The 12,020-nt window shown below is 47.2% G+C and carries 13 protein-coding genes; 9 read left to right on the forward strand and 4 right to left on the reverse strand.

Going from position 1 to position 12,020, the window contains the following annotated elements; genetic code table 11:
• Positions 1–6: 6 nt before the first annotated feature.
• From QJS83_RS06670 to QJS83_RS06705, 8 genes are all read left to right on the forward strand, one after another.
• Complete coding sequence (locus tag QJS83_RS06670) at positions 7–330, forward strand: DUF4286 family protein (RefSeq protein ID WP_284608382.1); 324 nt, start codon at positions 7–9, stop codon at positions 328–330.
• A 66-nt stretch (positions 331–396) separates the two neighbouring features.
• Positions 397–861: an actin-binding protein gene (locus QJS83_RS06675; RefSeq protein ID WP_284608383.1), complete on the forward strand. Its 465-nt coding sequence runs from the start codon at positions 397–399 to the stop codon at positions 859–861.
• A 166-nt stretch (positions 862–1,027) separates the two neighbouring features.
• Positions 1,028–1,753 (forward strand): hypothetical protein, encoded by a 726-nt coding sequence (locus QJS83_RS06680; protein ID WP_284608384.1) that lies wholly within the window; start codon positions 1,028–1,030, stop codon positions 1,751–1,753.
• Positions 1,754–1,790: 37 nt separating this feature from the next.
• Positions 1,791–2,975, forward strand: a complete 1,185-nt coding sequence (locus QJS83_RS06685; protein ID WP_284608385.1) for an MFS transporter — start codon at positions 1,791–1,793, stop codon at positions 2,973–2,975.
• A gap of 100 nt (positions 2,976–3,075) precedes the next feature.
• On the forward strand, positions 3,076–5,949 hold the full coding sequence (gene gcvP, locus QJS83_RS06690; protein ID WP_284608386.1) for an aminomethyl-transferring glycine dehydrogenase: 2,874 nt from the start codon (positions 3,076–3,078) through the stop codon (positions 5,947–5,949).
• Between the two features lie 48 nt (positions 5,950–5,997).
• Entirely contained in the window at positions 5,998–6,984 is a 987-nt protein-coding gene (locus QJS83_RS06695) for a glycosyltransferase family 9 protein (protein ID WP_284608387.1), read from the forward strand.
• 9 nt (positions 6,985–6,993) lie between these two features.
• Complete coding sequence (locus tag QJS83_RS06700; protein WP_284608388.1) at positions 6,994–8,013, forward strand: small ribosomal subunit Rsm22 family protein; 1,020 nt, start codon at positions 6,994–6,996, stop codon at positions 8,011–8,013.
• A complete protein-coding gene (locus QJS83_RS06705) occupies positions 8,010–8,264 on the forward strand; it encodes a YheU family protein (protein ID WP_284608389.1) in 255 nt (84 codons plus the stop codon). The genes QJS83_RS06700 and QJS83_RS06705 overlap by 4 nt, the downstream gene beginning before the upstream one ends.
• A gap of 2 nt (positions 8,265–8,266) precedes the next feature.
• Here the strand turns inward: QJS83_RS06705 and QJS83_RS06710 are convergent, their stop codons facing one another.
• The 4 genes from QJS83_RS06710 to QJS83_RS06725 all read right to left on the reverse strand — a co-directional run bounded on the left by QJS83_RS06710 (position 8,267) and on the right by QJS83_RS06725 (position 10,838).
• Complete coding sequence (locus tag QJS83_RS06710; protein ID WP_284608390.1) at positions 8,267–8,776, reverse strand: hypothetical protein; 510 nt, start codon at positions 8,774–8,776, stop codon at positions 8,267–8,269.
• Between the two features lie 101 nt (positions 8,777–8,877).
• Entirely contained in the window at positions 8,878–9,660 is a 783-nt protein-coding gene (locus QJS83_RS06715) for a substrate-binding periplasmic protein (RefSeq protein WP_284608391.1), read from the reverse strand.
• An 88-nt stretch (positions 9,661–9,748) separates the two neighbouring features.
• On the reverse strand, positions 9,749–10,228 hold the full coding sequence (locus tag QJS83_RS06720) for a DUF4423 domain-containing protein (RefSeq protein ID WP_284608392.1): 480 nt from the start codon (positions 10,226–10,228) through the stop codon (positions 9,749–9,751).
• A gap of 97 nt (positions 10,229–10,325) precedes the next feature.
• On the reverse strand, positions 10,326–10,838 hold the full coding sequence (locus QJS83_RS06725; protein WP_284608393.1) for a tRNA (adenine(22)-N(1))-methyltransferase TrmK: 513 nt from the start codon (positions 10,836–10,838) through the stop codon (positions 10,326–10,328).
• A gap of 92 nt (positions 10,839–10,930) precedes the next feature.
• Between QJS83_RS06725 and gcvT the strand changes: the two genes are divergently transcribed.
• Positions 10,931–12,013 carry a glycine cleavage system aminomethyltransferase GcvT gene (gene gcvT, locus QJS83_RS06730; RefSeq protein ID WP_284608394.1) on the forward strand — a complete coding sequence of 361 codons (1,083 nt, stop codon included), beginning with the start codon at positions 10,931–10,933 and terminating at the stop codon, positions 12,011–12,013.
• Positions 12,014–12,020: the final 7 nt, after the last annotated feature.

Below are 12,020 nucleotides of genomic sequence, written 5' to 3' on the forward strand. Positions count from 1 at the left end.
AGTCCCATGGTTACTTATATGATCCACCTCGTGGTTAGACATGAGGTCTATTCTGAGTACGTTGAATGGCTTAAAACTGAACACATTAACGAAGTTCTGCAATGCCCGGGCTTTATCAGCGCTGAACTCTGTCTTCGTAAAGGTGGAAGCCTGGAAGCTTCAAGCAAGGACGTCAAGGTCGTTTACAAAGTGAAAGACGAAGCTTCTTTGAAGACGTACATGTCTGAATATGCGATGAAACTGAGAGAAAAAGGCCTCGAGAAATTCCCAGGCCAATACTCCGCCCAGCGTGAAGTTTGGTTAGAAACTATTAATTTTGAGTCAAAATAAAATTCCGGGGCTTTCATTTCACCTCTGTGAGGTGTATGTTAGGTTTTGTAAACAAAGGAGACTGTTGTGGCTACAACTACATTCCAAAAACTTTTGAAGAACTTGTCTGGAAACAAAGGCATTCAGAATCTTCTCGAAAACTTCCAAAAACTGAATGACGAAATCAAAAAGAAAGAATCGGAGTTGAAAGGCCGTTTCGATCAACAAAAAGAAGAAAAGATCGAACTTGCTTGGAAGAAATACCAAGACATCGTGAAAGCTTTGGGCGCTTCTGAAGAGAAACTAGAAAAAGAAGTGAACACCGCGATCACAAAAATCAAAAAGTCAGCGGATCACTTGGAAAAGAACATCCAAACTTACAAGAAAAAAGCCATCGCGCAAAAAACGATGCTGGAAAAGTCTCTTTTCAACAAGTCTATGAAAAAGACTTCTAAAAAAGCGTCAGCTAAAGGGACAACAAAGAAAGCGTCTGCAAAAAAAGCGACTAAAAAAGCCATTCGCAAAACGACAAAAAAAGTAAAACGCGCTTAAGCTTGGCTCTTTAAAAAATCTAAAAAGGAAGGCCCTTAAAAAGCCTTCCTTTTTTTATTGGTCTCTCCCTTAGTCAGGTAAAGACAAAGAGCATTTTTTATGCGAGCGCCTAGTCTAGCGAGTAAGTTCCTGACACCGCCCTCAAATTCTGCTAATTTTCAACTCGATGAGATTTCTTAAAGGTCTTCTAAAGTGCATAGGATTTTTTATTCTGGGTGTAGTGACCTGCGCGCTTGTGGGCCTGACGGCTGTTTCGTATTACGCTGTTGATCAATTGACGAAAGCCTCGGCCTCCGAAGAAAAAACGGCCAAGAGACCTCCTGTCGCTAAGGCCTCTGTGCTCCCGTCGCTGCCGACCGGGCCCGAAAGTCACACCGAAGTAAACCCCAATCTTAAAGAACTTGTGCGCATTGGGAAGAGCTACGATGAAGAGCTCAATCTTTTCGACGAACTTGCGGAAAAGATCGCGCAAAAATCAGTTCCTGATCTGTGCCATACTCTCTGCAATCCGTCATATTTGGATCGTGAAAGACTTGCCAACGAACGCACCGCTTATCTGGTTTCTTACTACAAACAAGAGGGTACGCGCGCATTGCAGGATCCTCTTTTCCGAATGAAACTGGAAGAAGTCGGATTTATCTCCCGATTGTATCCGCCGTCGCTTCGGAAGATCATGGTGCAAATTGAAGAAGCGAAATCAGCGAAGTTCAAACTGGCTTTGCAACTTGAAACGGCGGTGGTCAAAGAAATTTATCATTTCACGTTTCGCTTTGATCAAATGAAACAAGATGCGGAGAAGTTAAAAACGTTGCGAGAACTTATTCGTTCTTGCCAGCGAGGTATTCCTCGCAAAAACGTGATATCCGAGTGCCACTCTCAAATCGCGAACTGACTTGAACCTCACTTTAATTTAGTTTAACACCTTCTGCATGGGTCAAGGTGTCTCTCGCTTTCAAGTTTCATTCATGGTTGTCACTTGCATCCTTGTGATCGGCAATCTCTATTACAATCAACCTCTGCTCGGAATTCTCGCGCGTGAGTTCGCTGTATCGGAAAAAACAGTCTCGCTTGTTCCGGCCCTGACTCTTGTGGGCTATGCCATCGGCATTCTTCTTTTAGTTCCCCTCGGTGACATGATGGAGCGCCGTAAGCTTTTGCAAGTAAGTATGACTGCGGCGGGATCATTGGCTCTGGCTTTGGCGTTCACTTCCAGTTTTGCAGTGTTGTGTGCGTTGAGTTTTGCAATGGGTTTCTTTAACGTCTCAGCGACGGTGCTAATTCCTTTCTCTGCAAATCTCGCAAAGCCGCAAGAGCGCGGCAAAGTTATGGGCACCGTGATGTCGGGAATTTTATTGGGCTCACTGATGGCGCGAACTCTTTCGGGTTTCATGGCTGAGCACTTTGGCTGGAAGTCGATTTTTATTTTCGCCGGATCAGTGAACTTGCTTTTGGCGGTGGCGACTCAATGGGCACTACCCGCCTCTGTTCCGCAATTCAGCGGTTCGTACAAAGCTCTGTTGCACTCCACCTGGGGTTTGATTCGTGACCTGCCTCTGGTGCGCGAAGCGGCTTTGATGGGCGCGATTCTTTTTGGTTCATTCTCGGCGTTTTGGACGACGCTGACGTTCTTATTAGAAGGCGAACCTTTCAATTACACCCCGCAAACAATCGGGTTGTTCGGTCTTCTAGGAATGATTGGCGCTTTGGCGGCGCCTCTTGCGGGTCGTTACGCCGATAAAAAAGGCACGGCAGCGACCATTCGTTTGGGCTTATATTGCTCTATGGGAGCTTTTGCTTTACTTGCACTTTCTTCCAAGCTTGTTCTCGGCGTGATCTTGGGCGTTCTTATTTTGGACTTGGGCATTCAAGTCGCACATATCTCCAACCAAGCGCGTGTTTTTGAACTTTCCGCAGAAGCGCGTTCCCGTCTCAGCTCGATCTATGTGTTCTGTTATTTTATCGGAGGAAGCCTCGGCTCTTGGATCGGCTCGCTGCTGTGGAGTTGGGGAAAATGGCCCGCCGTGAGTCTTGGCGGTCTGGTCTTCTGCGGAGCCGCGAACCTCTTATTTCGAAGAGGACAGAAAGTCCGAGCGACTGCTCAAAAAATAGCATAAAATAGCCTCATTTCGCCTCGCATTAGCCGGTTTGCTCTCCTTACAAATCTTTCATACCAAAGGGGGCTGTGCTAGTCTCGAGGCGCTTATTGAGGTGCACATGAAAATTGCCGATTTATCTCCCCGTAACGAGTTTACTCCCCGTCACATTGGACCCACAGATTCAGACATCCACGATATGTTGAAAACTTTAGGTTTCAACTCTTTGGAGCAAATGGCTGACAAAGTGATTCCTGCGCAAATTCGTACACAGCACAAGTACGATGACGTTGGTAACGGAATTTCTGAATACGATCTTTTGAACTATCTGAAAAAGATGGTGAGCAAAAACAAAGTTTACAAAAGCTATATCGGCATGGGCTATCACGACACCATCACGCCGACAGTAATTCAAAGAAACGTTTTTGAAAATCCTGTTTGGTACACAGCCTACACACCTTATCAGCCGGAAATTTCGCAAGGCCGCTTGGAAGCTCTTTTGAATTTCCAAACAATGATCTCGGATCTTGCAGGCATGGAAATTTCCAACGCCTCTTTGTTGGATGAGGGAACGGCCGCTGCGGAAGCGATGTTCATGGCGCATGCTCTTTGCAAGAACAAAGCGAACACTTTCATCGTTTCTCCTGACATGCATCCGCACGTGATCGAAGTTTTGGGAACGCGCGCGGAGCCGTTGGGCTTCGAGATGATCGTCATGGATCCTGCGAAGTACGATTTCTCTAAACCTGTGTTCGGCGTGTTCTTCCAATATCCAAACACCAACGGCGTAATTGAAGATTACTCCGCTCTTGCAAAAACCTACAAAGACCACGGCGCTCTTGTAACGGCGTCTGCGGATTTGTTGGCGATGACTCTTTTGACGCCTCCGGGAGAATGGGGCGCAGACATCGTTGTCGGTAACTCACAACGTTTCGGTGTGCCACTCGGCTACGGAGGCCCTCACGCAGGGTTCATGGCGACGAAAGACGCTTACAAGCGTTTGATGCCAGGCCGTCTTGTCGGCGTGAGTGTCGATTCTCAAGGTAAAAAAGCGTTGCGTTTGGCTTTGCAAACTCGCGAACAACATATCCGTCGTGAAAAAGCGACTTCCAATATTTGTACGGCACAAGTTCTATTGGCAAACATGGCTTCCATGTACGCGGTTTATCACGGCCCGCAAGGCTTGAAAAAAATCGCTCTGCGCGTTCAGCGCATGACAGGTATTTTGGCTGAAGGATTGAATAAGCTTGGTTTTGCTGTCGCAAAAACTCCGTTCTTCGATACCATCACTGTGACAACAGACAAAGCGGCTGCGATTGTCGCGCAAGCAGATCAAATGCAAATCAACTTCCGCAATTTCGGCAACAACAAGTTGGGTATCTCTTTGAATGAGACGACGACTTTGGAAGATGTTGAAATGATCTGGGCGGCATTCAATCTTGGCAACATGGCGGGCTTTACCGCTTTGTCGATCGACGAAGCGATGAAAGACGTTGAAGTTCCTGCGAAGCTGACTCGTACTTCCGCTTACATGACTCATATGGTGTTTAACTCTCACCACAGCGAAACAGAAATGCTTCGCTACATCCACTCTTTGCAAAACAAAGATTTGACGTTGACTCATTCCATGATCCCATTGGGATCTTGCACGATGAAGCTCAATGCCACGACAGAGCTTGTTCCTGTTTCATGGCCTGAGATCAGCAAACTTCATCCGTTTGCTCCGACGTCTCAAGCGGCGGGCTTGATCGAAATGATTCACGATCTTGAAAAGAAGTTGGCGGACATTACGGGCTTCGCGGCTGTCAGCTTGCAACCAAATGCGGGTTCGCAAGGTGAATACGCGGGTCTATTAGTGATTCGTAAGTATCATCATTCTCGCGGCCAAGGTCATCGTAACATCTGCTTGATCCCATCTTCTGCGCACGGAACAAATCCTGCGTCCGCAGCGCTTGTGAACATGCAAGTTGTTGTGGTGGCGTGTGACGACCAAGGAAACGTGGACGTTGCCGATCTTAAAGCGAAAGCAGAACAACATCGCGACAACTTGGCGGCGTTGATGATCACGTACCCTTCGACTCACGGTGTGTTCGAAGAAGGTATCGTTGAAATCTGCAAGATCATCCACGACAACGGCGGACAAGTTTACATGGATGGAGCCAACATGAATGCTCTTGTTGGCATGTGCCGTCCTGGAACTTTCGGTCCTGACGTGTCTCACATGAACCTGCATAAAACATTCTCGATTCCTCACGGTGGTGGCGGTCCTGGCGTCGGCCCGATCGGTGTTGCGGCTCACTTGAAAGAGTTCTTACCGACACACTCTTTGGTTCCTGAAGCGGGTCCTGCAAAAGGGATCTCGGCGGTGTCATCGGCACCTTGGGGTTCTGCGAGCATTCTGCCGATCTCTTGGGCGTACATCACCATGATGGGCGCTGAAGGATTGAGAAAAGCGACTCTTGTCAGTATCTTGAGCGCAAACTACATTGCGAAAAAGTTGGAACCGCACTTCCCTGTTCTTTACAAAGGGAAAAACGGGCTTGTGGCGCACGAATGTATCGTGGACGTTCGCGAGATCAAAAAAACTTCCGGCATCGACGTGACAGACGTTGCAAAACGTTTGATGGACTTCGGCTTCCATGCTCCGACAATGAGCTTCCCGGTTGCGGGAACTTTGATGATCGAACCGACAGAATCCGAGCCGAAAAAAGAAGTCGACCGTTTCATTGAGTCTATGATCGCGATTCGCAAAGAAATCACGGCGATTGAATCCGGCAAAATGGATAAAGAAAACAACGCCTTGAAAAATTCTCCGCACACAGCGCAGATGATGATGAAACCTGAATGGAATCATCCTTACTCTCGCGAAGAAGCTGTGTACCCTGTCGAGTGGTTGCGCGCTAACAAGTACTGGCCCACTGTCGGCCGCGTGGACAACGCTTACGGCGACAGAAACCTTATTTGCTCTTGCCCCCCGCTAGAGGATTATCAATAACACCGCGGAAAAAGATACCAGGTACCTTTTTCCCACGGGAACTCTTGGATGAAAAAAGTTTTGCTCATTCGCCTAGATAAAATCGGAGACCTGATCTGCACCATGTGTGTCGATCAGGTTTCTTTTTTAAAAGGTCACGATGTGCAATGGGTGATCTCCAAAGGTCTTGGCTTCGTTCCCGATCATGCGGATCCAAAAAGAAAGTATCTTGAACTTTCCAAAGAGAATTGGAAAGAATCGCTTCGCGCTCTCCGTACGTTCCTGCACGAGTTTAAACCCGACGTCGCCGTGAGCTTTCAAGCTCCGTGGTGGGTCAGTTATGCTTTGTGGGCGGAAAACGTGCCTGTGCGGGCGGGAGTTAAATCGCAATGGCATAGCTTCTTGTTTTTAAATCGCGGTCTGCGCCAGCGCCGCAGTCTTGCGACTCAGCACGAGGCGGACTACAACCTCGATTTGCTTTTGCATGCGTTTGATATCGAAGAAGACGTCTTGCAGGAAAAAACTCCCGTATTGAAACTTGAAGCGCCTGAAAACATCGCGCTTTTGGATAAATACGGTCTTGCCGTCAAAAGGTATGTCGTCGTGCACCCTGGTATGGCCGGTTCCGCCTTAAATTGGCCCATTCCTCGTTACATTGAATTTATTGAAGAGGTCGCTAAAGACACGCAGGTGGTTCTTACAGGAACTCCCGCCGATGAACCTTGGCTCAAAGACATCAAAGAAAGATTCAAAGATCATCCTCGTGTTCGTTCTTTGCAGAATCAGCTGAAGGCCGCAGAGCTTTTCACGATTTTAAAAAACTCGAAAGCGGTCGTAGTTCCAAGTACGGGCGTTGCTCATATGGCGGCGTCTTTAGGAGCAACCGTTTTAGGAATTTACTCGCCTCTTCGCGTGCAACATCCCCGTCGCTGGGCCGCGCGAGGGAAAGACGTTCACATCTTCGTCCCTGAAGTGGCCGACGTGGACCAGGTTGATCCTCATTGCATGGACCTGATTACAGTTGAAGATTTGCTAAAAACACTTCGTTCCCTTTAAACTATCAAAATGTCGAGACAGTATTCTTACCCCGCATCTTTTGAGGAGTCGTTAACCCAAGCTCTTGCAAGCTTTCAACTGACATTGAAGGACTCTAAAGCTTTGGCGAAATGCGTGCTCGCACTGTCAGACTATTTTATTCAAAAACCGGAGGCTCCGACGCCATGGAACGAAACCTGGGCGCAAGTGGCTTATCTTTGTTATTATCTTCCTTTGAACGCGTCTCGTTTGCGCGGGATCGTCGCTGAGGCCGAGAAACGAAACTTCTTTCAAGGCTTGGAACGAGTTATCGACTTCGGCGCGGGCCTTGCGACAGCGTCGTTGGTTTTATCTGAAAAGCAGGCTTTTCGTTTTCAGTTAATTGAAAGAGCGGCGGAACCGCAAAAACTGATCGAAACTTTTTTTCCGCAATTCACAGCGGAAGAATGGCAACGCACCTTTAGCGCTCCCAAACTTAAAGATCCCCAAAAAACCTTGGCGGTGTTTTCTTATTCACTGACGGAATTAAGCGATATCCCCGACTGGGCTTATGAGTGTGAAGCTTTGATGTTGGTGGAGCCTTCGACACAACAAGACGGCCGAAAGCTTCTGCAGCTTCGCCAAAAACTTTTGGATAAAGGTTATCATGTGTGGGCTCCATGTACCCATGAAGGACCTTGTCCGCTGCTGACACAGTCAAAGACCGATTGGTGCCATGATCGTGTTCACTTCGCAGCTCCCGAGTGGTTTTTAAAAATGGAAGAACAGCTTCCGATGAAAAACCGAACACTGACAATGAGCTATCTTTTAATGCGCAAGACGCCGGCTGAAAAAATCCCAGCGGCTCGCGTAGTCGGAGACCGCCTGCAGGAAAAAGGCAAAGATCGCCAAATGATTTGCCGAGGTCCCGAGCGCGAATTCTTGGCCTGGATGCACAAGACGAAGATTGAGCAAGAGATCCCTCGTGGCGTGCTTGTCCAAATCCCTGAAAGCGACGTGCAAAAAGTTTCAAACGAACTGCGCGTGCAGAAAGAGATTCAGCGTCTATGAACGACAATGAAAAACTGCCGCCCATGGAAGTTCCCCAAGAAGCTTTAAGCCCGGAGGCTCTGCGTGGCATTATCGAGAGTTTTATTTTGCGCGAAGGAACAGACTATGGCCGCGAGGAAGCGGCCTTCGAAACAAAATTCAATCAGATTAAAAAGCAATTAGATAAGGGCGACGTGAAAATCGTCTTTGACCCCAACACGGAAACCGTCGGCATCGTCACTAAAATCGAGTGGCAACGCCTGCTTAAGTAATTCTATCTTCGGAAGTACTCTTTCACTTTTTCCCACGTTGTGCGCGCATCGTAAGTTCCGACAACGCTGACACACATTTTATAAGTCGTCACGGTACGAGTGTAAGAGCCGGAGCCTCCGCCCAGCGTGATAACTCCAACAACGGCACCCACGGCTTTTTCGGGTACAGTCGCTGATTGCTTGCGCGTGTATTTGGTAATTTCAGAAAGGGGCGCCAGCTCAAAAGGGGCGTGCAGAATGATCGGTTGATTCATCTTTTCGCCTTGATAATAGGCCATGATTTTTTCAACATTCTGAAGATTGTTTTGGAAATGCTTCACCAAAAGATCTGGATTTTCGGTGATAAGAGGATTGCGTTTATCATCAAAGTAATCACAGATGACTCCGACAACTCTTTCACCTGTTCGAACTTCACGGCCGTTTTCATCAAAGATACGACCTTCAAAACCGGCGTAGGCGATGGAGCCGGCAAAAATACTTACCAAGACAAGAACGTTCAGGGCGGTTTTCATAGAATTCTCCGATTTTTATTAATCGAAGAATTCCATGCGATCCCTATGCCAGGATTGCCGTGCAATAAAACTCACAAATAAGAATCCGGGATGGCAAACTTTTATACATAAGAGACAGAATTTAGTGAATCCTCATAAGCTTTCAAAAGAGTTTTCCACTCTTCACTTTCACGCAATTTCTTGATTTCTTTATCCAGCCACTCGAACAGGCTTTTATTATCAGGGCTCACCAGGATTTTTCTATGGATCATTTCCATGGGTTTTTCAGAGATATAAATCGACCCCTGCAGGCCGAGGTCTTTGATCAAATAACGTGTCGCCAATCCACCGGAAATAACGAAATCAATACGGCCGCTGGCTAACATTTTTAGACTGCCCGCCAGGGAACTCGTTTCGCCTTTATTCACTTTTCCCTGTTTCGCAAGGTCTTCCAACGTCGGATTCCTATGACCCAAAACATCCGTCGTTTTTTTACCTTCTAAAGAATTCGGCCCCTCATAGTTCAGAGGTTTTTTGACCGTTGAAAGCACGATGTTTTGATCGTCATATAAAGAAGACGTCCATAAAAATCTTGTCTCTTGCGCATCTTCAAACCATTTGGGCTCTACAAGAGGAACGACAAAACTTTTACCGTTCTGCAGGCTTCGCACAAGACGACTGCGCGGCAGGATTTTAACTTTAAATTTGTATTTACCTTGAGAGCGTTTCGAAAGCAGCGCCGCCAGGTCATAAATCAACCCTTTCTCTTGCGTGGAATCCACAACAAAAGGAGGCGTGTCATAGGGTGATATCATTGTCACAGCTTCAGTAGCATGCGCTTGAACCGCCAATGTCAGCAGAACAAACAAAACCCCGAAGCGAGCAAATAAACCGCGCATATTCATAGGGGCATTCTATCATTTCGAAGGGCAAAAAACGAAACGAGGGCCTTTCGGGCCCTCGTTGTAAGTCGAGTTTGAGTTAATAGCTTCTTTATTCGTTAATGCCGAATCCTGAAACAGGAAAAAGCGACACGGAAATCTGATAAGTTCTTCCTTGTGCTGCCCCTGCATCGAGAAACTGAGCCAATTCCTTGCGGAAAGCTTTGATTTTCTCTTTAGCTTCAGGAAGACGGTTTTCATCTACAGTGATAGAGATTGTAGATTGCTCGCGTTCTTCCGTTGGCATTTTCTCCAAGAGACGCTCCAATTTACGCTTCATTTTCTTTTCGCGAGAAATCTCGCCGAAGCGCTGGAGTTCATCCGGAGTGAGGTTCAAACGCTCCCCGAACATACGGATTGTTCTCATCGTAACAGTTCTTTTACCATTTAGAATTTTGGACAAGAAAGACGAGTCCACTTCTAGATGGCGCGCGAACGCACGGAGTGAGTAACGGGGATAGTTTTGGCTACGACGAGCCAATTCATCTTCAAGAAATTGTCTAAAATCTGAGTTTTGTTTTACGTCCTGCATGAGGACACAATTATTTGCAGGGCCCCTAATAATCAATATTTTGTTCACGCCTTACAGACTTTTAATAATGCCATTCGGGGTGCGTCATTCGCCGAACTTACAATTCTAAAATTTTATCAAATATCAACAACTTACGGGCGCGTCCTTTTTCTAAAATTTCGTAATGTTCATTACAAAATGGGTAGCCGAAATCGCCCTCTGCACGGATCATCTCCCGCAACTTCAGCTCATCTCGTTGTGGCCCCAAAATCAATCTTTGCGCGTGTAAAAGACCTTTTTGATGAAGCTCCTGCAGAATATTGAAGATCGTGAAGGCGCCCACACCCGCGACGATGGCCGTTCCTGTTAAAGGAAGATCAATGTCCTCACCTTTTTTCGCCAGGAAGAACGCCTTTGCGAGAGCGTCCTCGCGATAATACTCCCTGTGAAAGCGCTGCTCGAGCTGCTGAACAATATGCGGGACTTGATCGACAAAATACACCTCAGGAAACCGCCCGCTTTCATAAGCATTCAGCCCCATATAGCCGTGGTCGCAGCAAAAGTCCCAAACAGGCTTGTTGGGAAGAAGCTGATCATAGATAAACTGCATGCGCTCGGAAAGTTTGTACATCGCCCGGAAAAATAGCACAGGCGCGTTTTTGCGCGCAAGCCCGACAGGTTCTTTAATTGACTGTTTCCCTCTGGAAAAGGAAACTCACGCCCATGAAAAAGACACCTCTCGCAGAAACACATGAAAAATTAGGCGCACGCATGGTCGACTTTGCTGGCTGGTACATGCCGGTTCAATACGTAGGCCTTCGTGAAGAACACAACAACGTTCGCAACAACGTGGGACTTTTCGATGTCTCACACATGGGCGAAGTTCGCGTAAAAGGACCTAAAGCTCTTGAAACTTTGGAATGGCTGACCACGAATGACGTTGCGAAATTGAATGACGGCGAAGCTCAGTATTCTCTTCTTCCGAATGATCAAGGCGGCTTGGTTGACGACATCATCGTTTATTGCCTGAAGAAAAATGAAGACTACTTGGTGTGCGTGAATGCTTCCAACAAAGACAAAGACTTTGCGTGGATGACCAAACACAACAAGGGCGCCGACATGACGGACGAGAGTGATAAATGGGGTCAGATCGCGATTCAAGGCCCGAAAGCTTTGGAATTGTGTGACCGTGTTTTCGGTTTCAAAGTCAGCGAAATGAAGCCGTTCACATTAAAAGCCGGCGAATTCCAAAATCACAAAATCATGGTGGCAACAACGGGCTACACAGGCGAAAAAGGCTGCGAAGTTTTCGTTGAGGCCGCAGGAACCGCGGCTTTATGGATGACTTTGTTAGAGCAAGGAAAAGACCTGGGAGTTCAATCCATCGGCTTGGGCGCCCGCGACACTTTGCGCACGGAAATGAAGTACTCTCTTTACGGCCACGAGATTGATGACACGACGAATCCATACGAAGCCGGCCTTGGCTGGGTGATTAAACCCGCTAAAAAAGACTTTATGGGTAAAGCTTTGATCGTGGGTAAAAAAGAAGCCGGTCTAAAGCAAAATCTTGTGGGATTTAAGATGCTTGAGAAGGGCATCCCTCGTCAGGGATACAGCCTATTTTCTTTTGACAACAAAGAAATCGGCAAGGTAACTAGTGGTACACACTCACCGACCCTCGATGAACCTATCGGGATTGCCTACATCGACACGGAGTTCGCTAAAGAAGGAACTGAGTTTCTTCTCGATATCCGCGGTCGCAAGGTGAAAGCGGTGGTTTGTAAGACCCCTTTTGTAACGAAATAAGGAGCCG

The organism is Bdellovibrio sp. 22V (genome assembly GCF_030169785.1).
GTDB lineage: Bacteria > Bdellovibrionota > Bdellovibrionia > Bdellovibrionales > Bdellovibrionaceae > Bdellovibrio.

What these genes read in the sequence shown, in the direction of transcription:
- gcvT (WP_284608394.1), top strand. Translation starts at nt 10,931, where the DNA reads ATGAAAAAGACACCTCTCGCAGAAACACATGAAAAATTAGGCGCACGC.
- QJS83_RS06685 (WP_284608385.1), top strand. Translation starts at nt 1,791, where the DNA reads ATGGGTCAAGGTGTCTCTCGCTTTCAAGTTTCATTCATGGTTGTCACT.
- QJS83_RS06710 (WP_284608390.1), bottom strand. Translation starts at nt 8,776, where the DNA reads ATGAAAACCGCCCTGAACGTTCTTGTCTTGGTAAGTATTTTTGCCGGC.
- gcvP (WP_284608386.1), top strand. Translation starts at nt 3,076, where the DNA reads ATGAAAATTGCCGATTTATCTCCCCGTAACGAGTTTACTCCCCGTCAC.
- QJS83_RS06705 (WP_284608389.1), top strand. Translation starts at nt 8,010, where the DNA reads ATGAACGACAATGAAAAACTGCCGCCCATGGAAGTTCCCCAAGAAGCT.
- QJS83_RS06725 (WP_284608393.1), bottom strand. Translation starts at nt 10,838, where the DNA reads ATGTACAAACTTTCCGAGCGCATGCAGTTTATCTATGATCAGCTTCTT.
- QJS83_RS06715 (WP_284608391.1), bottom strand. Translation starts at nt 9,660, where the DNA reads ATGAATATGCGCGGTTTATTTGCTCGCTTCGGGGTTTTGTTTGTTCTG.
- QJS83_RS06700 (WP_284608388.1), top strand. Translation starts at nt 6,994, where the DNA reads ATGTCGAGACAGTATTCTTACCCCGCATCTTTTGAGGAGTCGTTAACC.
- QJS83_RS06670 (WP_284608382.1), top strand. Translation starts at nt 7, where the DNA reads ATGGTTACTTATATGATCCACCTCGTGGTTAGACATGAGGTCTATTCT.
- QJS83_RS06695 (WP_284608387.1), top strand. Translation starts at nt 5,998, where the DNA reads ATGAAAAAAGTTTTGCTCATTCGCCTAGATAAAATCGGAGACCTGATC.
- QJS83_RS06720 (WP_284608392.1), bottom strand. Translation starts at nt 10,228, where the DNA reads ATGCAGGACGTAAAACAAAACTCAGATTTTAGACAATTTCTTGAAGAT.
- QJS83_RS06680 (WP_284608384.1), top strand. Translation starts at nt 1,028, where the DNA reads ATGAGATTTCTTAAAGGTCTTCTAAAGTGCATAGGATTTTTTATTCTG.